Below are 18582 nucleotides of genomic sequence, written 5' to 3'. Positions count from 1 at the left end.
GCTGGCGCTGATCGTGAGAATCCCGCGGCGCAGAGCGGTTTCTATTGGTTGCAAAAAAACCGTTGCGTAGGCCGCAGGCTTGGGCGGGTAGGGGCAGATAAATGCCCCAGACCCTCAACGGCGACGGTCGCGGCGCGAACTCATTGGCTGGAACGCAACGCCTACATGCGCCTCGCAATAGGGTTTGCCCGCCTGCACCGGCAGACCGCAAAACCAGAAATCATCCGTCGCAGGATCGCCCACCGGCCATTTGCAGGTGCGCGACGTCAACTCCATCAGGCCCAGACGCTTGGCCTTCTTCTCGATCTCGTTGACTTTGGCCAATGCCTTTGGGTCGATTTCGTTGGTCGATGGCTGCGGCGGCAGCGGCTGACCGGCGGGGATGATCGGCTTGATCCGGGTCACGGGCGCTGCGGCGGGTTTCTCGGGCTCTGGCTGCGCCTCGGGTTTGGCCGCTGGCTTTGTCTTGGCCGCCGGTTTTGCCGCAGGCTTGGCTGTCGGTTTTGCTTTGGCCTCTGTGGCGGGCGCTGTACCACCACCGCCATTGCGGTTCGACAGGCCCAGACGATGCACCTTGCCGATCACCGCGTTTCGGGTCACGCCGCCCAGTTCCTTGGCGATCTGGCTGGCCGACTGGCCCTCGCCCCACATCTTTTTCAGCAGCTCTACGCGCTCGTCACTCCAGGACATATCCGTTTCCTATCCAAAAAGGCGGCCGCGCCCGATGCGCGCCGCCCTGTAATTCTCTCGCATCCTATTCTAATCACTGGAGCCTGAGTTACAAGGCACCGAATCGCATGCGTCAGGAAGGCCAGACATGACACAACATACCACCATGGGCACACGCCGCTTTGGCAGGGTCAATTGGCGCGGCCTCGGCACGTTGGCCGCACGAGAGGTGATGCGATTCTGTTCCGTCTGGACGCAGACTCTGTTGGCACCACTGGTAACGGCTGGCTTGTTTATGATGATCTTCTCGATCGCCATCGGGCCACGTCGCGGCGACGTGATGGGGGTCGATTTTACCAGCTTCATAGCGCCGGGTATCGCGATGATGACCGTTATCCAGAATGCTTTTGCCAATACATCCTCGTCGATCGTGATCGGCAAGGTGCAGGGGAACATCGTCGATACGCTGATGCCCCCGCTCAGCGCAGCCGAACTGGTACTGGGTTATCTGGCCGGGGCCATCGGACGCGGTGTCGTGGTGGCGCTGGCGATTTTTGCGGGCCTCGCCCTGACTCTGAACATCGTGCCACAGCATCCGCTGATGGCGCTGGGCTATGTCGTACTGGGATCTGCGCTGATGGGCGCGTTGGGGATGGTGGCGGGCATCTATGCCAACAAGTTCGATCAGATGGCGGCGATCACTAATTTCATCGTGACGCCGCTCGCCTTCTTGTCGGGCACATTTTATTCAGTCGACGCGCTGCCGCCCGTGCTGCGGGAAATCACCCATTTCAACCCGATCTTTTACCTGATCGACGGGCTGCGCTACAGCGTGCTGGGGATATCCGACAGCGCCCCGGCGTTGGGTGCATTGGTGGCAGGTGGCGCGACATTGGCGATTTGTCTGCTGGCCTGGGCGATGTTCCACAGAGGCTACCGGCTTAAGGCGTAACCTTTTGCCTCTAGGCGGCTCGCAAGCGCGCCTGCCGCCACGCCAGCAACCCTGCACCGCTCAGGATGATCGCACCGCCCGCGACCGAGATCAAATCGGGCCGCACGCCAAAGAACATGAAGTCATAGAACGCGGCAAAGACCAGAGCGGCGTAGAAAAATGGCGCTACATAGCTGGCATCGGCGCGTGCCATCGCGTTGACGAAACATGCCTGCGCTCCGGCCATCAGCACGCCGATCCCTGCCAGCGCCGCCCACTGTGACGCCGTTGGGGCCTGCCAGACGGCGATGACCACGACGGTCGCGATGCAAAGGCCAATCATGTTGTTTACCAACAGCACCTGTATCGGTGCCTCGCGCCCTGACAGCTTCTTGATTGCGATCAGTTCCGCGCCCAACAGCACAGCGGCCCCCAGCGCCAGCAACGCCCCCAATTGCAAGGTGTCTGCGCCGGGGCGGGTCAGGATCGCCGCCCCGACCAAGGCAATCCCCGCCGCGCCCCAGCGCACCGGCCCGACCCGCTCTCCCAAGAGCGGTATCGCCAGCATCATGCCAAAGACCGGATTGAGAAAACTGATCGCCGTGGCATCTGACAACGGGATGAACGCCGCCGCCGCGAACATCAGCGTGACACCGCCAAACCCCAGCGCCGAGCGCGTGACATGCAGGCCCAGTGCCGGGCGCACCAGCCGCGGACGCAAGGTGAGCGTCGCCAGCCCAATAGTCAGAAAGGCAAAGAGAAACCGCCCGTGGCTGATCTGCAACGCGTGCATTGACGGGCCCAGCACGTAGTCGCCTAGCATACCGGTCCCCAGCGCCTTGGCCAGCAGCGTCGTACCCGCCGCCAGTCCGGCAGCGAGCAGAGTCAGAAGGGCCGCCAGGGACGGATTGTGAGGGCGCGGTGTCAACATCGTCACGCGCATTTGCGGGGACTGTGTGCCAGTGGCAAGAGCCAAATCGTGCCGCGCGTCAGATTTCACTATACCGCCACCGCCAAACCGTTTATCTCATTCGCCATGAGCACAGGATTTTTCCATTGCGCCCCCCTCGGGCTCCGACGCCGACGCAGCTGACCGACTGCTTCGTTCGCGCTCCTGCGCATATATCTCACCAGATTTCATTGACTTTGCCGCAGCGCACCTGACACTGAACACTGGTTTTGCGTCCCGACATTCCAAAGGAAGTTTTCATGATCACTCCTATTCTGCCCACCTATAACCGCGCGCCACTCAGCTTCGTCAAAGGCGAGGGAAGCTGGCTGATCGAGGCAGATGGCCGACGCTTTCTGGATTTGGCGGCGGGCATTGCGGTGAACGTGCTGGGCCACGCGCACCCGGCTCTGGTGGCGGCGCTGACAGCGCAGGCCGGGCAGCTATGGCACACCTCCAACCTCTATCACATCCCCGGCCAACAGGAACTGGCGGACCGGCTGGTGGCCGCAACATTCGCGGATACGGTGTTCTTTACCAACTCGGGCACCGAGGCTTGCGAACTGGCCGTCAAGATGGCCCGCCGTCATTTTCACGACGCGGGTATGCCTGAGCGTACAGAAATCATCGCTTTCGAGGGATCTTTCCACGGTCGCTCTGCCGCGGGCATTGCCGCCGCGGGTTCGGAAAAAATGACAAAGGGCTTCGGCCCGCTACTGCCCGGCTTTACCCATCTGCCATGGGGCGATCACGCTGCGCTGACTGGTGCGATCACGGAAAACACGGCCGCGATCCTGATCGAACCGATCCAGGGAGAGGGCGGTATCCGTCCGATGTCCGATCAGGATATGAAAGACCTGCGCGCGCTTTGTGACGAACACGGGATATTGCTGATCCTCGATGAGGTGCAATGCGGCATGGGTCGCACCGGGCGGCTCTTTGCACATGAATGGGCAGGGGTGGAGCCGGATATCATGATGGTGGCCAAGGGCATCGGCGGCGGGTTTCCCCTCGGCGCGGTGCTGGCGCGCGAAGACGCCGCCAGCGCGATGGTGGCGGGCACCCACGGCTCGACCTATGGCGGCAACCCGCTGGCCTGTGCCGTGGGCAACGCCGTGATGCAGATCGTGGCCGACCCGGAGTTCCTCGACGGCGTCTGCGTGCGTGCCGGGCAGATGCGACAAAAACTCGAAGGCCTCATCGCCTCCCATCCTGACATCTTTACAGAGGTGCGGGGCAGCGGCCTGATGCTCGGGCTGAAATGCAAGGCACCCAACATGGACGTTATCAACGCCGCCTATGGACAGGAACTTTGCATCGTCCCCGCAGCGGATAACGTGGTGCGCCTGCTCCCCCCGCTCAACATCACTCAGGATGAAATCACTGAGGCGATCACCCGCCTTGACCGCGCCGCAGACACCTTGTCATCTTCCGGCTGAAAATATCCTCGGGGGGTCGAGGGGGCAGGCAGCCCTCCGGTGCCCTCGCCGAATAACGGACCAAATACATGAACCATTTTCTTGATATCCACAAAACCGATCCGGCCGCACTGCGGGGGATCATCGACAATGCCGCCACGATGAAAACCGCCCGCAAGGGCCGTGCGCGCGGCATGCCCGATGACGATCAGCCGCTTTCGGGCCACATGGTCGCACTGATTTTCGAGAAACCCTCGACGCGCACCCGTGTCAGCTTTGACGTGGGCGTGCGGCAAATGGGCGGACAGACGATGCTGCTGACCGGCTCCGAGATGCAACTCGGCCACGGCGAAACGATCGCGGACACCGCGCGCGTGCTCAGCCGCTACGTGGACATGATAATGATCCGTACCTTCGACGAATCTGTGCTGATCGAGATGGCTGAATATGCCGATGTGCCTGTGATCAATGGGCTGACCGATCGCACCCACCCATGCCAGATCATGGCCGATGTCCTCACCTACGAGGAACATCGCGGGTCAATCAAGGGCAAGAAAGTCGTCTGGTCCGGCGATGGTAACAATGTCTGCGCGTCTTTCCTGCACGCCGCGGCCCAGTTTGGGTTCGACCTGACATTCACCGGACCGGCCCAGCTCGATCCGGAGGATGAATTCGTGGGGATGGCACGGCGCGCAGGTTGCAAGGTCCAGATAGAACGTGACCCGCGCAAGGCGATGGAGGGGGCCGATTTGGTCGTCACCGATACATGGGTCAGCATGCATGACACGCAATCGGCCAAGGAGCGCCGCCACAACATGCTGCGCCCCTATCAGGTCAACGATGCGTTGATGGCTCATGCCAAGCCCGATGCGCTGTTCATGCACTGTCTGCCCGCACACCGCGAAGAAGAGGCGACCAGCAGCGTGATGGACGGACCGCAGTCGGTGATTTTTGACGAAGCCGAGAACCGGCTTCATGCTCAGAAGGCTATCGTGCGATATTGCCTCGGACTTTGAGGCCCGGATCACGAGCGCCCCGATCACCGGCGTAAATTCATTGCGCAGCCCCATTGGTTTGCACGCTTGCAATTCCCGCTCTGCAACCTAGCCTGACACCGGCACGATGGGAGAGGACGGGAATGGCGCGCGCGCAGATCGGGATTTACGGGCTGGGGACAATGGGCAGCGCGCTGGCGCTGAACATGGCCGAGCATGGCTTTGACGTGGCGGTGACCAATCGCGAACGCGACTGGATTGCCGATTTCGTCAAGGAGGCCGGGCCGCTGGCAGACAAACTGCATCCAGAGGACCAGCTGGAAGACTTCGTCGCCCGGTTGAAAACACCGCGCGTAATCCTGTTTATGATCCCGTCGGGCGCGCCGATGGATGCCATGATCGGCACCATCACACCGCTTCTGGAGGCCGGGGATACGATCATCGATGGCGGCAATGCCGATTTCCACGCCACCCGCCGCCGCGCGGCGAAGATGGCGGAGCACGATCTGCATTTTGTCGGCATGGGCGTCTCGGGCGGCGAAAAAGGCGCACGACATGGCCCGTCGATGATGGTTGGCGGCACAGATCACAGCTGGCAGCAGCTAAAGCCGATCCTGCGCGCCATCGCCGCCCGGTTTGAGGGCGACCCATGCGTGGACCACCTTGGCCCGGACGGGGCCGGGCATTTCGTCAAGACCGTGCATAACGGGATTGAATATGCAGATATGCAAATGATTGCAGAGGTCTACGGGATTTTGCGTAACGGTGCCTCGCGCAGCCCTGCACAGATTAGTGACATGTTCGCTCGTTGGGATAAGGGGCGGCTGAAATCCTACCTGATTGAAATCACGGCCAAGGTTCTGGCCCACACTGACCCTGACACCGGCCACCCGATGGTCGACGTGATCAAGGACGCCGCAGGCCAGAAAGGCACCGGGCGCTGGACTGTCGTCGAGGCGGTGCGCTTGGGGCAATCTGCCAACATGATCGAGGCCGCAGTGGGTGCGCGCAGCTGGTCGTCGGAGAAAACCGCGCGCATGGCGGCAGAGCGCATTCTGGGCGGCGCGCGCGGCACGCTGGATCTGGACGACGATACACTTGCAGATGCCTTTCTGGCCGCGCGTATTCTGGGCTACGCGCAGGGGTTCCGCATCCTTGCGGCGGCATCGCAGGAATATGACTGGTCTCTGGATTTCGCCCGCATCGCCGAAGTCTGGCGCGCGGGCTGTATCATTCGCTCGGCGCTGCTGGACGACATCTCTGACGCGTTTCGCGGCAGCGATCTGGCAGAGGGGCAGCTGATCCTCGCACCGAAAATGGCGCAGGTGCTGGAGACCTGCATTCCGGCACTGCGGCAGGTGGTGGCCGCCGCAATCGCGGGCGGGCATGCAGTGCCCGCACTGGGAGCCGCATTGGCGTTTTTCGACACCATGCGGCAAGGCTATGGCACCGCCAACATCATTCAGGCGCAACGCGATTTCTTTGGCTATCACGGGTTTGAACGATTGGGGCAGGAGGGCAAGCATCACGGGCCGTGGTGGACCTGATCCCGCAGCGCCGACCGCGCAATCGGTCTGCCTTCGGCGAGGATATTTTCGGCAAGAAGATGATGCCGGGGGGAGTGTCAGAACCAACGGGTGGACGCTTTAGCGTCAGCTTCGCCGTTTCGCCCGCAATGTCGGGTCGGCCTGCGTCGGGTCTTCTGGCCACGGGTGCCGGGGGTATCGTCCGCGCATGTCGCGGCGCACATCCGCATAGGAACTGGCCCAGAAACCGGGGATGTCGGTCGTGGTCTGGACCGGGCGGTGCGCGGGTGACAGCAGCGTGACCTTGAGCGGCGTCTGCCCGATGATCGGATGCGTGGTCTGGCCGAACATTTCTTGCAGGCGCAGGCTGATTTCGGGCGGATCGCTGGCATAATCGATGGGGATCTTGCGCCCCAAGGGTGTGGTGAAATGTGCCGGTGCCGCGCGGTCCAGTGCCTGCATCTGGTTCCAGTCCAGCTGGGCGCGCAGCGATTCTAGCATATCGAAACGCTTCCATTCCTGCGCGGTTCGGACGCCGCCGAGATGTGGCAGCAGCCAGTCATCGAGCCGCTGCATCAGCGCGTCGTCGGACATGTCGGGCAGGTCGGGTTGGTCTGCGTGCACCAATGTGACCCGCGCGGCGAAACGGCTGGCGGCATCGCTCCAGTTCAGGCCCAGATCGCCCACGCCGTCCAGCATGCCGCGCGCGATGGCATCCGTCGGCGCGTCTTTCCAGATGCGGTCATCCAGCACCAGCGCGCCAAAACGTTCCTGTCGGCGCGCGATCACCCGACGTTCGCGGCGCGACCAGTGGCAGGTGTCTTGCCAGCTGATCTGATCCGCATAAAGCGCACGCAATTCGCCTTCGCTGATCGCAATCGCTTGCCGGATGCGTGCCTCTCGTGGATCGCCGTCCAGATCCGTGGCGACGATCAGCCGGGTCCCTGCCAACGTGTCGTCATCGGGCAGCACCGCGCCCTTGCCGCCTGACAGGATATAACGCGGGGCATCACCGGGGCGGCGCAGGCCGATGCGATCGGGGTAGGCGAGGGCGGCCATTTCGGCATCGCTCATCGCCTCTTTGCGGGTGCTTTTGGCCGCGCGCGCCAGCCGCTTGGCCTCTTGGCGGATACGCGCGAGGGCCGCGCGGTTCGGCTCATGGGGCAGGCACGCCTGCGGATCGCGGATCGCGGTCAGACGCAGTGCCAGATCGCTGGGGGCCGCGCGTGGCAGTGGATCGCGATCCGCCAGCAGGGCGGCGAGGGGTGCGGCATCCGGCCCGGCCAGCGTGAGCATATGCGCCAGCCGTGGATGCAGGGGCAGGGCGACCAGCGCCCGGCCGTGATCGGTGATCCGACCGGTATCGTCCAACGCGCCCAACATCGACAGCAACGCGCGCGCCTCGGCATAGCTGCCGGGATTGGGCTGGGTCAGCAGCGGCAGCTGATCCGGTGCCGCGCCCCACATCGCCAGTTCCAGCGCCAATGGGGCCAGATCTGCCGCCTCGATCTCGGCAGGTGGAAAAGCAGGCAACGCGCCTTGCTCGCCGCGGGTCCATAGCCGGTACGCCGTACCCGGTGCGACGCGCCCTGCGCGGCCCGTGCGCTGTGTCGCCTCGGCGCGGCTGACGGGATCGGTCACCAGCCGGGCCATGCCAGAGCCGGGATCGAATCGCGCGCGACGTGACCGCCCACTATCAACCACGATGCGAATATCCTCGATGGTCAGCGATGTTTCGGCAATCGACGTGGCCAGCACCAGTTTGCGTCCCCCTTTGCTGGGCGCGATGGCGGCGCGCTGCTCGGCAAAGGGCATTGCGCCATAGAGCGGGCGGATTTGGCAATCGGCGGGTACGCGCGACGACAGCAATCCGGCTGTGCGGCGAATTTCGCCCTCGCCGGGCAGAAATGCCAGCAGGCCACCTTCGCCAGCCTCCAGCGCGGTACAGATCAGATCGGCCATTGCAGGCTCGAGCCGGGATTTCTTGGGCAGGGGGCGGTCCAGCCAACGGATATCGACCGGATAACTGCGACCCTCAGAGGTGATCATCGGGGCATCATCCATCAGCGCCGCGACCGGCCCGGCATCCAGCGTGGCGGACATGGCGATCAGGATCAGGTCCTCACGCAGCGCGCCCGCGACTTCGAGGCAGAGCGCAAGGCCCAGATCGGCATTGAGCGAGCGTTCGTGAAATTCGTCAAAGATCACAGCACCCACGCCCGGCAGGTCAGGTTGCGATTGCAGGCGGCGTGTCAGGATGCCTTCGGTCACGACCTCGATACGGGTGGCGCCGCTGATCTGCGCCTCACCGCGCACGCGGTAGCCGACCGTCTGTCCGACTGGCTCGCCCAGCGTTTCGGCCATGCGTTCGGCAGCGGCGCGCGCCGCCAGACGGCGCGGCTCCAGCATCACGATACGGTCCTGCACAACTCCAGCGTCCAGCAATGCCAGTGGCACCACTGTCGTCTTACCCGCGCCGGGGGGGCCTGTAGAACCGCGCGACCGCGCGCACGGATCGCGGCGATCAGCGCAGGGAGGGCGTCATGGATCGGCAGGTCTGCAGTCATACCCAGCGTTATCGGCGCAAAAGCTCGGCTTTGCCATAGGTGGAGCGCACCGTCAGTTGACGCGCCTGCATCCGGCCATCGCCGCCAGGGACAAAGCGGATCGTGTAGGGATAAACTGTCTGGCGCTTCAGTTCGGACGCGGAAAACCCGGCAAGGCGGGTATAGGCCCCGGTGCAGATCACCTCGTCGCCAATGTCGCTGCGCGCAGTGGTGCGAATTGCAGAGCGACGCGCACCGTCAAAGATGACAACATCAGTCTGGCACAGTGCCGCGCGCGGCTGATCGTGCAGGGCCGCAAACATCGCCGTCAGCGGATCCAGCGTGCCGCCCTCGCGTGCCGGGTCCAGCGTGGTCTCGCCCGGATCAGGCTCTGCCGAGGCAAGCGTCCCCCCGGTGATGCGTGGCACTCCCCCGGAGTAGCGCAGTTGGGCCGTCGACTGGCGGCTGCCCGTGTCGATCTGTTCGTCGTATCGCTGGGGGATGAATCGGCTGTCGGTTACCCGCCCACGCGATTTCAGGTCAAAAGATGCGCGCGTCACTGCCCCGGCCACACCGCTGGTGGAAAACGCCGATCTCGATCACATAGGTGCCGCCGCTGATCCGTCCCGCCAGCGTCATTTCGCCCAGCTTTATCCCCAGCAGCCGCACATCATACCGCGCGGCGGTATCGCCGGGTACGGGCGGCCCGGACAGGGCGGGGCCAATGGTCAGCAGCGCGGCGGCAAGGATGGCGATGATACGGCGCATGATGTCTCCTCGGGCGTTAGGGCGGCGGCAACGCGTCTGGACAACCGCCCGCCTGCCAAGGCATGTAGTGCCAGAGTGAAACAATACCAACGGGCAGGCAGCGTTCATGGATATTTCGGAACTGGCGGACAAGGTATCGCGCTGCGACAGGCGTGCGCTCGCCCGCGCGATCACGCTGGTCGAAAGCAGCCGCGCCGATCACCGCGATCAGGCCGCTGAATTGCTGGAACTGTTGCGCGGCGGTGGGCGCGAAGCGATCCGCGTTGGCCTGTCGGGCACGCCGGGAGTAGGAAAATCTACATTTATCGAAGGTTTCGGCGGTATGCTGACCGCGCAGGATCTGAAGGTCGCGGTGTTGGCGGTCGATCCCAGTTCCACACGCTCTGGCGGCTCGATCCTCGGGGACAAAACGCGGATGGAACGGCTCAGCCGTGATCCCAACGCCTTTATCCGTCCATCACCCAGCCAGACCCATCTGGGCGGGGTCGCACGGCGTTCGCGAGAGGCGGTTGCGCTGTGCGAGGCGGCGGGTTTTGACGCGGTGCTGATCGAGACAGTGGGCGTCGGCCAGTCCGAAACAGTGGTGGCAGAGATGTCGGACCTCTTCCTGCTGTTGCTGGCCCCGGCGGGTGGCGACGAATTGCAGGGTGTCAAACGCGGGATCATGGAGATCGCCGACCTCATCGTGGTCAACAAGGCCGATGGCGATCTGAAGGCGGCCGCGACCCGAACCTGTTCAGATTATTCCGGCGCGCTGCGTCTGTTGCGCAAACGTCCGCAGGATCCCAAAGGCTTTCCCAAGGCGCTGATGGTGTCCGCGTTACAAGAGACCGGATTTGCCAAGCTCTGGGACGAGATGCGCGCACTGACCGACTGGCGGCGCGAGCATGGGCATTGGGGCGCGCGACGCGCAGGGCAGGCGCGCTACTGGTTCGAGGAAGAAGTGCGGCAGGGCCTGTTGGCGCAATTGCGCAGCGATGAGGCACGCGCGGCGCTGGAGAGATTGGGGGCACAGGTCGGCGAAGGACGCATCACCCCCTCTGTGGCCGCCGCGCAACTGCTGGAACAGATTGGCCGCGCATAGACGTGACAGATCGGCGCGCCTAGGCTAACCCTACGTCAGTATCGCGTGTTTGAGCGCCTGACATGACGGAGGATACTCTATGTACAAAGGGATCTGGCACCGAGCCTCTTGAGGCAGCCAGCCCTGTTGCGGCGGCTGTCACCGGCTCCGCTTCACGCACGTAGAGTGTCTATTTTCAACGCTATTTTCAGGCGTACGTCATGTTCAAGAAATTCGAAAACCTTATCGACCCGTTTGCATTCTTTGAGGATGCAACTCCGCCCGCAACGCTGTGGGCCTATCTGAAATCCCATTACCATCCGTTTCGCAAATGGCTGGCCGTTCTGGCAATCAGTGGCATCATCGTGGCCTTGGTCGAAACCGGGCTGATCTTTTACTCCGGGCGCGTGATCGACCTGCTGGGTGCGACTGAGCCGGGGGGCCTGATGGCGCGCCACGGGGCCGAATTGATCGTGGCGGCGGTGTTCATCATGACGCTGCGGCCGGTGATGATCGCGCTGAATCACCTGCTGCTGGAACAGATGTTGGCCAGCAACATGCAGGAACAGGTCCGTTGGCGCGCGCACAAACACCTGCTGGGGCAAAGTACCGGGTATTTCCAGAACGAATTCGCCGGCAGGTTGAGCAATCGGGTGATGCAATTGGGCGAGGCAGTCGAGGACGGCACCTATATGGCGTTCGAGGGTGTATGGTATTCGCTGACCTATGTGTTGGGCGCGGCGGTGATTCTTGCGGGCGTGCATCCGATTCTGGCGGTGCCGCTGCTGCTCTGGGCGCTGATCTTTGCGCTTTATGTGCGTTATATCGCGCGGCGGGTGGCCGTGGCGTCGGAAAAATGGTCCGACGCGCGTTCGACCGTGACTGCGCGGGTGGTGGATGCCTATTCCAACATCGAGACGATCAAGCTCTTTGCTGATGAAGGCACCGAAGAACGGTATGTGCTGTCGGCCATGCGCCGGTTGCGGCTGCGATTCCAGCGGTTCCTGCGGTTGATGACCGAACTCAGCTTTGGCCTCAACATCATCAACGGCGTGCTGATCGTCGGCATGCTGACCCCGGCGATCTGGCTCTGGTCGGATGGTGCGATTTCTGTCGGCGAGGTGTCTGCCGCGATAGCGCTGACCATCCGGCTGAATGGTATGTCGGGCTGGATCATGTGGGTGGTGATCCGCCTTTTCGAGCATGCCGGCGTCATTCGTGAGGGGCTTCGCTCTGTCGCCGTGCCGCATGACGTGGTTGATCAGCCCGACGCGCCGACGTTGAAGGTGGACGCCGCAAAGATCGAGTTTCGCGGCGTGACGCATCATTACGGGCGCGGGCGTGGCGGGTTGAACGGGATCGACCTGACCATCTCGCCGGGCCAGAAGGTCGGACTGGTGGGCCGGTCGGGCGCGGGGAAATCCAGCCTCGTGAACCTGCTCTTGCGGATGCGCGATGCCGAAGCCGGGCAGATCCTGATCGACGAGCAGGACGTGGCAACTGTGCGCCAGACATCCCTGCGTCAGGCAATCGGCATGGTCAGTCAGGACAGCGCCCTGTTGCACCGCTCGATCCGGGCCAACATCCTCTATGGGCGTGCGCAGGCGGACGAGGCCGCGATGGTCGCGGCGGCCAAACAGGCCGAGGCGCATGCGTTCATCATGGACCTGCGCGACGCCGAGGGGCGGGCGGGCTACGACGCACAAGTTGGCGAACGTGGCGTGAAGCTGTCCGGGGGGCAGCGTCAGCGTGTGTCGCTGGCGCGGGTGATCCTCAAGGACGCACCGATTCTGGTGCTGGACGAGGCGACTTCGGCGCTCGACAGTGAAGTGGAGGCCGCGATTCAGGACACGCTCTTTGATTTGATGAAGGGCAAGACGGTCATCGCCATCGCTCACCGTCTGAGCACAATTGCCCAGATGGATCGGATCGTGGTGATGGATGCGGGGCGTATCGTCGAGGATGGCACCCATGACGTCCTGTTGGCGCGTGATGGTGTCTATGCGGCCCTCTGGGCACGTCAGTCAGGTGGGTTTTTGGGGGAGAACGCGGAATGAGGGGCGCTGCCCCTCGAACTCCCCGGGATATTTGCAGCAAGAAGAAGCAGCAGGTTCTCTTGCATCCTCTGGCTGAATGTGTCCTCGTCCACTGCCTACGGGCGAAGCGGTCTGCGTGGGAGGGAAGATATGAAGACCGTTCTGGCGCAGCGTTGGCAATTCCGCGCCGCGCCCCTTGACGGCCCCCCTGATTCCGCCTATCCACCGCCAACGGAATTCAGGACGCTGCCAGTGGCGGCGTTCGTTTGTTTTGAGACTGTTTAGAGACGGGCCGCCAAGGCCCTCATGAAAAGATGAGGATGATCCCATGTCGCGCCGCTGCGAACTGACCGGAAAAGGCCCGATGGTTGGCAACAACTCCAGCCACGCCAACAACAAGACCAAGCGTCGGTATTTGCCGAACCTGAATGATGTGACTCTGCAATCCGAGGCTCTGGGCCGCGGCATCAAACTGCGCATCTCTGCCGCAGCTTTGCGCAGTGTCGATCACCGGGGCGGGCTGGACGCCTATCTGGCCAAGGCGAAGGATGTTGAACTGTCCCCCGCCGCGCTGAAGGTGAAAAAAGAGATTGCCAAGCTCAGCAGCACGGCTGCTGCCGCAGTTCTCGAAGCCTGAGCCGACCCATCCGGACGAATTTTTGCAGCCTGCCGGTAATCGGCGGGCTGTTTTCGTTTGCGGACCTCATCGGCGCAGAATGCTCTCGACCCATTTTGGCACGACGTCCGTTGCGGGGCCAAAGTGGCTTTCGGCAAAATCACGAGCATTGCTCGCGGCTTCCAGATTGATCTGCACCGTATGTGCGCCCAGCCGCGCCGTGTGCTGCGCATAGGCCGCAGCGGGATAGACATTGCCCGATGTGCCGATCGCGACAAAGAGATCAGCGGCTGACAGGGCGGGGTCGATGATCTCTGCGCCATAGGGCACCTCTCCGAACCAGACGATATCAGGACGGGTCTGCGCCGCGTTACAGGCAGGGCACGGATCGGTAGCGCGCATTTCGCGCGGGGCGGGCCACCGGTGCTGGCAGGCATGGCAGAGCGCGCCCATCAGGCGGCCATGCATATGCACCAGATTACGGCTGCCTGCCCGCGCATGCAGGTCATCGACATTCTGGGTGATGATCAGCACGTCACCAGGATGTTTCGCCTCAAGCCGGGCCAGTGCAATATGTGCGGCGTTCGGCTCAGCCTCTGCTGCGCGGGTGCGGCGGGCGTTATAGAACGCATGGACGAGGGTGGGATCGCGTTGGTAGGCCTCCGGGGTGGCCACGTCCTCGACCCGGTGTTGCGCCCAAAGGCCGCCCGCATCCCGAAAGGTGCTGAGCCCGCTTTCGGCGGAAATGCCGGCACCGGTAAGGATCACGATCTTTTCGGGGGTCATTTGATGCTCTAGTCTGCGCGGCTATGAGCAATCGTATCCTATTTGTCTGTCTCGGCAACATCTGTCGTTCGCCCACAGCCGAGGCGGTAGCGCGGGTCGTGTTGCCGGACCTTCAGGTCGACAGCGCGGGAACGGGGGGCTGGCATGTGGGCGAACCACCCTATGCGCCGATGCAGGCAGCCGCACGGGCGCGCGGCTATGACCTGAGTGGGCTGCGGGCGCGACAGGTGGTATCTGCAGATTTCGACCGCTTCGACCTGATCGTGGCAATGGACCAAGATAACCGGGCCGCGCTGGAGGAGCTGCGTCCCTCCGGTGCCGGCGCACCGGTGCGGGTGCTGACCGATTATGCCCCCGGCGCGGGCATGGATCATGTGCCGGATCCCTATTACACGCGCGATTTCGACGGCGTGCTCGATCTGATCGAGCGATGCATCCGGAGGCTTGGCGCGGCGCTCTGATCGGGTGTAGCGCCCGGTGCACGGTGCGAACAGGTATTTTCAGAAAGATGAAAGCGCGTCATTCGAGAATTCCGAAGTGGCGTTTCAGCGCCTTGAAAAACCTATGCCAGCGTGGCGCGTCAGGCTTGCACGGCGACCGTGCGAGGCGCAGGACTGAGCGGTGAGGAGATTTGTCCATGCCTATTACCTTGCTCAAGACCGCCACAGGAGAGCCGCCAACGACGGCGGCAGATATCGGCGATACCGTTGCGATCATGCTGGCACGGCTGCGCGCAGGCGGTGCACAGGTGGCGCTGGAATATGCCCGCAGTCTTGATGGCTGGCAGGGCGAGGTCATGGTGCCACAGACGCAGATTGACGCGGCGATTGCGCGGGTCCCTGATACGCTGAAGGCTGATATCGTCTGGGCACATGACAATATCAGCCGGTTCGCAGCTGCCCAGCGGGCCACGGCACATGATATGGAGATCGAGTTGCGCCCCGGCCTGTTCGCCGGGCAAAAGCAAATACCGCTGCAGGCGGCGGGCTGCTATGTGCCGGGCGGGCGCTATACCCATATCGCCAGCGCATTGATGAGCATCGCCACCGCGCGCGAGGCGGGCGTGCCGGATATCACCGCCTGTTCGCCGCCCAACGGCGCGGCGGGTATCCCCGACGCGATGCTGTGTGCGATGGACCTGGCTGGTGCGACGCGCATTCTGACCATCGGTGGAGTGCAGGGTCTGGCCGCGATGGCGTTTGGCCTGTTTGGCGCACCTGCCGCAGATATCCTTGTCGGGCCGGGCAACGCCTATGTCGCCGAGGCCAAGCGGCAGCTGTTCGGTCCGATCGGGATCGACATGTTTGCCGGGCCGACCGACAGCCTGGTTCTGGCGGACGAAACGGCCGATGCGGACCTCGTGGCGATGGACCTCGTGGGGCAGGCCGAGCATGGGACCAACAGCCCTGTCTGGATGGCGACGACTCACCGCCCACTGGCAGAGGCCGTTCTGGCACGTATGTCCGATCTGATCGCTGATCTGCCAGAGCCGAACCAAAGTGCGGCGCGCACGGCCTGGGCTGATCTGGGAGAGGTGGTGCTGTGTGAGGACCGCGAAGCGATGGCCGCCTATGCCGACGCAAAAGCGCCGGAACACCTGCATGTGCAGGCCGCCGACCTTGATTGGTGGCGCTCGCGGCTGCTGGCCTATGGATCGCTCTTTCTGGGGGCGGAGACCACCGTGGCCTTTGGGGACAAGGCCGCGGGACCGAACCATGTCCTACCCACCAGCGGCGCGGCGCGGTATACAGGGGGGCTGTCGGTGCACAAATTCCTCAAGACCGTCACTTGGCAGCGAGTAAGCGGCCCGGTACAGGACGATCTGGCGAGGGTCACGGCCAGCATCAGCCGGGCCGAGCGGATGGAAGGGCATGCGCGCTCTGCCGATCTGCGGTGTGCTGCGCAAGCACCGTCGCAACGAACAATGAATTCATAAGGATAACAGCATGAACCTCGCCCAATTTCCCCGTGTCTCTCTTGCGCATCTGCCCACCCCGTTGGAACATATGCCGCGTCTCAGCGCGGCGTTGGGCGGTCCGGAAATCTGGATCAAGCGGGACGATTGCACAGGGCTCAGCACCGGGGGCAACAAGACCCGCAAGCTGGAATGGCTGATGGCAGAGGCGCTGGCGCAGGGTGCTGAGATGGTGATGACCCAAGGGGCCACGCAATCCAACCACGCGCGCCAGACCGCGGCGGCGGCGGCCAAGCTGGGCCTTGCCTGTCATATCCTGCTGGAGGATCGGACCGGCTATAACCATGAGAATTACAAGTATAACGGCAACGTCCTGCTGGACCACCTGCACGGCGCCACAATCGAGCATCGCGGCCCCGATCTGGACATGAATGCCGAGATGGAGGCTGTCGCCGACAAGATGCGGGCGGAGGGCAAGAACGTCTATACGATCCCCGGAGGCGGGTCGAACCCGACGGGCGCGCTGGGCTATGTCAACTGTGCGCTGGAGATGCTCAACCAGTTCGTGACCACTGGTCTGAATGTCGATCACATCGTCCACGCCACCGGCAGCGCCGGCACACAGGCAGGGCTGATCACCGGGTTGCGCGCCATGAACGCGAACATCCCGCTGCTGGGAATCGGAGTGCGCGCACCAAAGGCCAAACAGGAAGAGAACGTCTATAACCTTGCTGTGAAAACCGCCGAGAAGCTGGGCTGCCCCGGTGTTGTTGCGCGCGAAGATGTCGTCGCCAATACCGATTACGTCGGCCCCGGCTATGGTATGCCCGCCGAGGACACGCTCGAAGCGATTGACATGTTCGCGCGCACCGAGGCGATCCTGCTTGATCCGGTTTATTCGGCCAAAGGTGGTGCCGGTCTGATTGATCTGATCCGCAAGGGGCATTTCAAGAAGGGTGAGAACATCGTTTTCCTGCACACTGGCGGCGCGATTGGCCTGACGGGCTACACCCATTGCTTTGACGTGCCAAAATGAGACCGGTCGGCATTCTGGGCGGGATGGGGCCGGAGGCGACCATCCTGCTGATGCAAAAGGTGTTGGAGGCTGTCCCCGCACGCGATGACGGCGATCATATCCCACTGATCGTGCATCAGAACCCGCAGGTTCCCAGCCGTATCGCGGCTCTGATCGAGGGGCGAGGGCAGGACCCCGGCCCGGTTTTGGCACAGATGGCGCGGGATTTGCAGGCAGCGGGTGCAGCGGCACTGGCGATGCCCTGCAACACCGCACACCACTATGCGGATACCGTGCGCTCGGCCAGCGAACTGCCCTTTCTGGATATGCTGGCACTGTCGGCAGAAACGCTGCAAGCCGGAGGCGCAACCCGGATCGGCATGCTCGCTTCGCCCGCGACGCATTTGACAGGCGTATTCGATGCGCCGTTTGCCGCCCACGGGCTGGCACCAGTGTGGCTGGAGGATGAGGCGGAATTGCTGGCCATCATCCGCGCGGTCAAGGCCGGGGAAGACATCGCCGGTTTGAAACCGCGGCTGGCAGCCTGCGGTGCGGCCCTGCGGGCGCAAGGCGCGAACCATCTGCTGGTGGCGTGCACCGAATTATCGTTGATGACCGATGCGCTGGACAGTGCAGGGCCGGTTACGGACACGCTGGATTGTCTGGTACAGGCGATTGTCGGGTTTTCGCGCGGTGACAGCATGCAAGGGTAGCCGCACCCGCCGCGCAGAGGTATTTGTGAAAAGATGAAAGGGGCGGGTCCGTGCCCCAAACTGCCCGCTGTCAGCTACAGATTTTCTTGGCTCGGGTGGCATATTCCACGTAGGTCTCCCAGAATAGCTCATCGCTGGCGCGGTCGGACATGCGGACGTCCTGCGCCTTTTGCGGGTCGCTGTAGAATGTGGCGGCGCGGCGCTGCTGCGTGCCCGACAGCGACTGATCCGCGACCGCCTGAATACAGCCGCACCGCTCTGGCGAGCGCGCCTTTCGATCTGATGCCAGGCACGCTTGGCTCAATGGGCCATGGGCACGTGGTGTGGTACTGGGAATCACCAAACGAGCGGGCTGTGCCACGCGTGTCGATGTGTTCTGGGGTTTGGATTTGAACCTGTGCACGCCACCGCATCCGGCCAATGCCAATATCAATCCCATAATCAGGATGTTTTTCATCGCTTTTGCCTCGTCTTGCCTGCTCGCCCCGGGGTTGATCCCCGATGAAGTTGCATGTTGCAGCGATCATTGCCTGATCAAAGCGGATTTTTCAATTCACAACATGAATCAGATGGCATTTCTGTCAGTGGGCGCGGTTAAATGGCCGCGGGGGTGGGAACCGGCACCGGGCATTGTGA

General features: G+C 63.1%; 17 protein-coding genes and 1 pseudogene. 11 read left to right on the top strand and 7 right to left on the bottom strand.

Translation table 11 applies throughout. The features are described from left to right. Nucleotides 1-114: 114 nt before the first annotated feature. Entirely contained in the window at nt 115-690 is a 576-nt protein-coding gene (locus tag N7U68_RS06910) for a GcrA family cell cycle regulator (protein WP_165197004.1), read from the bottom strand. 127 nt (nt 691-817) lie between these two features. On the opposite strand from N7U68_RS06910, the gene N7U68_RS06905 reads away from it, so the two are divergent. Beyond that, a complete protein-coding gene (locus tag N7U68_RS06905; protein WP_263048670.1) occupies nt 818-1621 on the top strand; it encodes an ABC transporter permease in 804 nt (267 codons plus the stop codon). Between the two features lie 10 nt (nt 1622-1631). On the opposite strand, the gene N7U68_RS06900 is transcribed toward N7U68_RS06905, so the two are convergent. Beyond that, nucleotides 1632-2531 (bottom strand): DMT family transporter, encoded by a 900-nt coding sequence (locus N7U68_RS06900; protein WP_263049123.1) that lies wholly within the window; start codon nt 2529-2531, stop codon nt 1632-1634. A gap of 278 nt (nt 2532-2809) precedes the next feature. Between N7U68_RS06900 and N7U68_RS06895 the strand changes: the two genes are divergently transcribed. From N7U68_RS06895 to gnd, 3 genes are all read left to right on the top strand, one after another. Then, on the top strand, nt 2810-3988 hold the full coding sequence (locus tag N7U68_RS06895) for an aspartate aminotransferase family protein (protein ID WP_263048669.1): 1179 nt from the start codon (nt 2810-2812) through the stop codon (nt 3986-3988). 68 nt (nt 3989-4056) lie between these two features. Further along, nucleotides 4057-4983: an ornithine carbamoyltransferase gene (argF, locus tag N7U68_RS06890; protein WP_165197008.1), complete on the top strand. Its 927-nt coding sequence runs from the start codon at nt 4057-4059 to the stop codon at nt 4981-4983. A gap of 122 nt (nt 4984-5105) precedes the next feature. Beyond that, entirely contained in the window at nt 5106-6509 is a 1404-nt protein-coding gene (gene gnd / locus N7U68_RS06885) for an NADP-dependent phosphogluconate dehydrogenase (RefSeq protein ID WP_263048668.1), read from the top strand. 105 nt (nt 6510-6614) lie between these two features. On the opposite strand, the pseudogene hrpB reads toward gnd, so the two are convergent. The 3 genes and pseudogenes from hrpB to N7U68_RS06870 form a co-directional block, all read right to left on the bottom strand. Further along, nucleotides 6615-9055 (bottom strand): annotated as a pseudogene (gene hrpB, locus N7U68_RS06880) (ATP-dependent helicase HrpB). An 8-nt stretch (nt 9056-9063) separates the two neighbouring features. Continuing rightward, a complete protein-coding gene (locus N7U68_RS06875) occupies nt 9064-9594 on the bottom strand; it encodes a DUF3108 domain-containing protein (RefSeq protein WP_263048667.1) in 531 nt (176 codons plus the stop codon). Next, entirely contained in the window at nt 9575-9802 is a 228-nt protein-coding gene (locus N7U68_RS06870) for a hypothetical protein (protein ID WP_263048666.1), read from the bottom strand. Before N7U68_RS06870 ends, N7U68_RS06875 begins: the two co-directional genes overlap by 20 nt. A 106-nt stretch (nt 9803-9908) precedes the next feature. On the opposite strand from N7U68_RS06870, the gene meaB reads away from it, so the two are divergent. The 3 genes from meaB (at nt 9909) to rpmB (ending at nt 13538) form a co-directional block, all read left to right on the top strand. Continuing rightward, a complete protein-coding gene (meaB, locus tag N7U68_RS06865) occupies nt 9909-10886 on the top strand; it encodes a methylmalonyl Co-A mutase-associated GTPase MeaB (protein WP_263048665.1) in 978 nt (325 codons plus the stop codon). 200 nt (nt 10887-11086) lie between these two features. Beyond that, the gene (locus tag N7U68_RS06860) at nt 11087-12922 is read left to right on the top strand and encodes an ABC transporter ATP-binding protein (RefSeq protein WP_263048664.1); all 1836 of its coding nucleotides are present in this window, start codon (nt 11087-11089) and stop codon (nt 12920-12922) included. 307 nt (nt 12923-13229) lie between these two features. Continuing rightward, nucleotides 13230-13538, top strand: a complete 309-nt coding sequence (gene rpmB, locus N7U68_RS06855) for a 50S ribosomal protein L28 (protein WP_165197020.1) — start codon at nt 13230-13232, stop codon at nt 13536-13538. Nucleotides 13539-13604: 66 nt separating this feature from the next. On the opposite strand, the gene N7U68_RS06850 is transcribed toward rpmB, so the two are convergent. Next, complete coding sequence (locus tag N7U68_RS06850; RefSeq protein ID WP_165197022.1) at nt 13605-14303, bottom strand: NAD-dependent deacylase; 699 nt, start codon at nt 14301-14303, stop codon at nt 13605-13607. Between the two features lie 23 nt (nt 14304-14326). On the opposite strand from N7U68_RS06850, the gene N7U68_RS06845 reads away from it, so the two are divergent. The 4 genes from N7U68_RS06845 (at nt 14327) to cuyB (ending at nt 17946) form a co-directional block, all read left to right on the top strand. After that, complete coding sequence (locus tag N7U68_RS06845) at nt 14327-14764, top strand: low molecular weight protein-tyrosine-phosphatase (protein WP_263048663.1); 438 nt, start codon at nt 14327-14329, stop codon at nt 14762-14764. Between the two features lie 176 nt (nt 14765-14940). After that, nucleotides 14941-16239 (top strand): histidinol dehydrogenase, encoded by a 1299-nt coding sequence (gene hisD, locus N7U68_RS06840; RefSeq protein ID WP_263048662.1) that lies wholly within the window; start codon nt 14941-14943, stop codon nt 16237-16239. 10 nt (nt 16240-16249) lie between these two features. Continuing rightward, nucleotides 16250-17254: a D-cysteate sulfo-lyase gene (gene cuyA / locus N7U68_RS06835; protein ID WP_263048661.1), complete on the top strand. Its 1005-nt coding sequence runs from the start codon at nt 16250-16252 to the stop codon at nt 17252-17254. Next, nucleotides 17251-17946, top strand: coding sequence for a cysteate racemase (cuyB, locus tag N7U68_RS06830; RefSeq protein ID WP_263048660.1), 696 nt, complete (start codon nt 17251-17253; stop codon nt 17944-17946). The genes cuyA and cuyB overlap by 4 nt, the downstream gene beginning before the upstream one ends. A 70-nt stretch (nt 17947-18016) precedes the next feature. Here cuyB and N7U68_RS06825 read toward each other — a convergent pair whose 3' ends face one another. Further along, nucleotides 18017-18403 carry a hypothetical protein gene (locus N7U68_RS06825; RefSeq protein WP_165197032.1) on the bottom strand — a complete coding sequence of 129 codons (387 nt, stop codon included), beginning with the start codon at nt 18401-18403 and terminating at the stop codon, nt 18017-18019. Between the last annotated feature and the right edge of the window lie 179 nt (nt 18404-18582).

This window comes from Roseovarius pelagicus, from assembly GCF_025639885.1.
Taxonomy (GTDB): domain Bacteria; phylum Pseudomonadota; class Alphaproteobacteria; order Rhodobacterales; family Rhodobacteraceae; genus Roseovarius; species Roseovarius pelagicus.
Note: the sequence above shows the minus strand (reverse complement) of the source record. Positions and strands in the feature narration are given on the sequence as shown.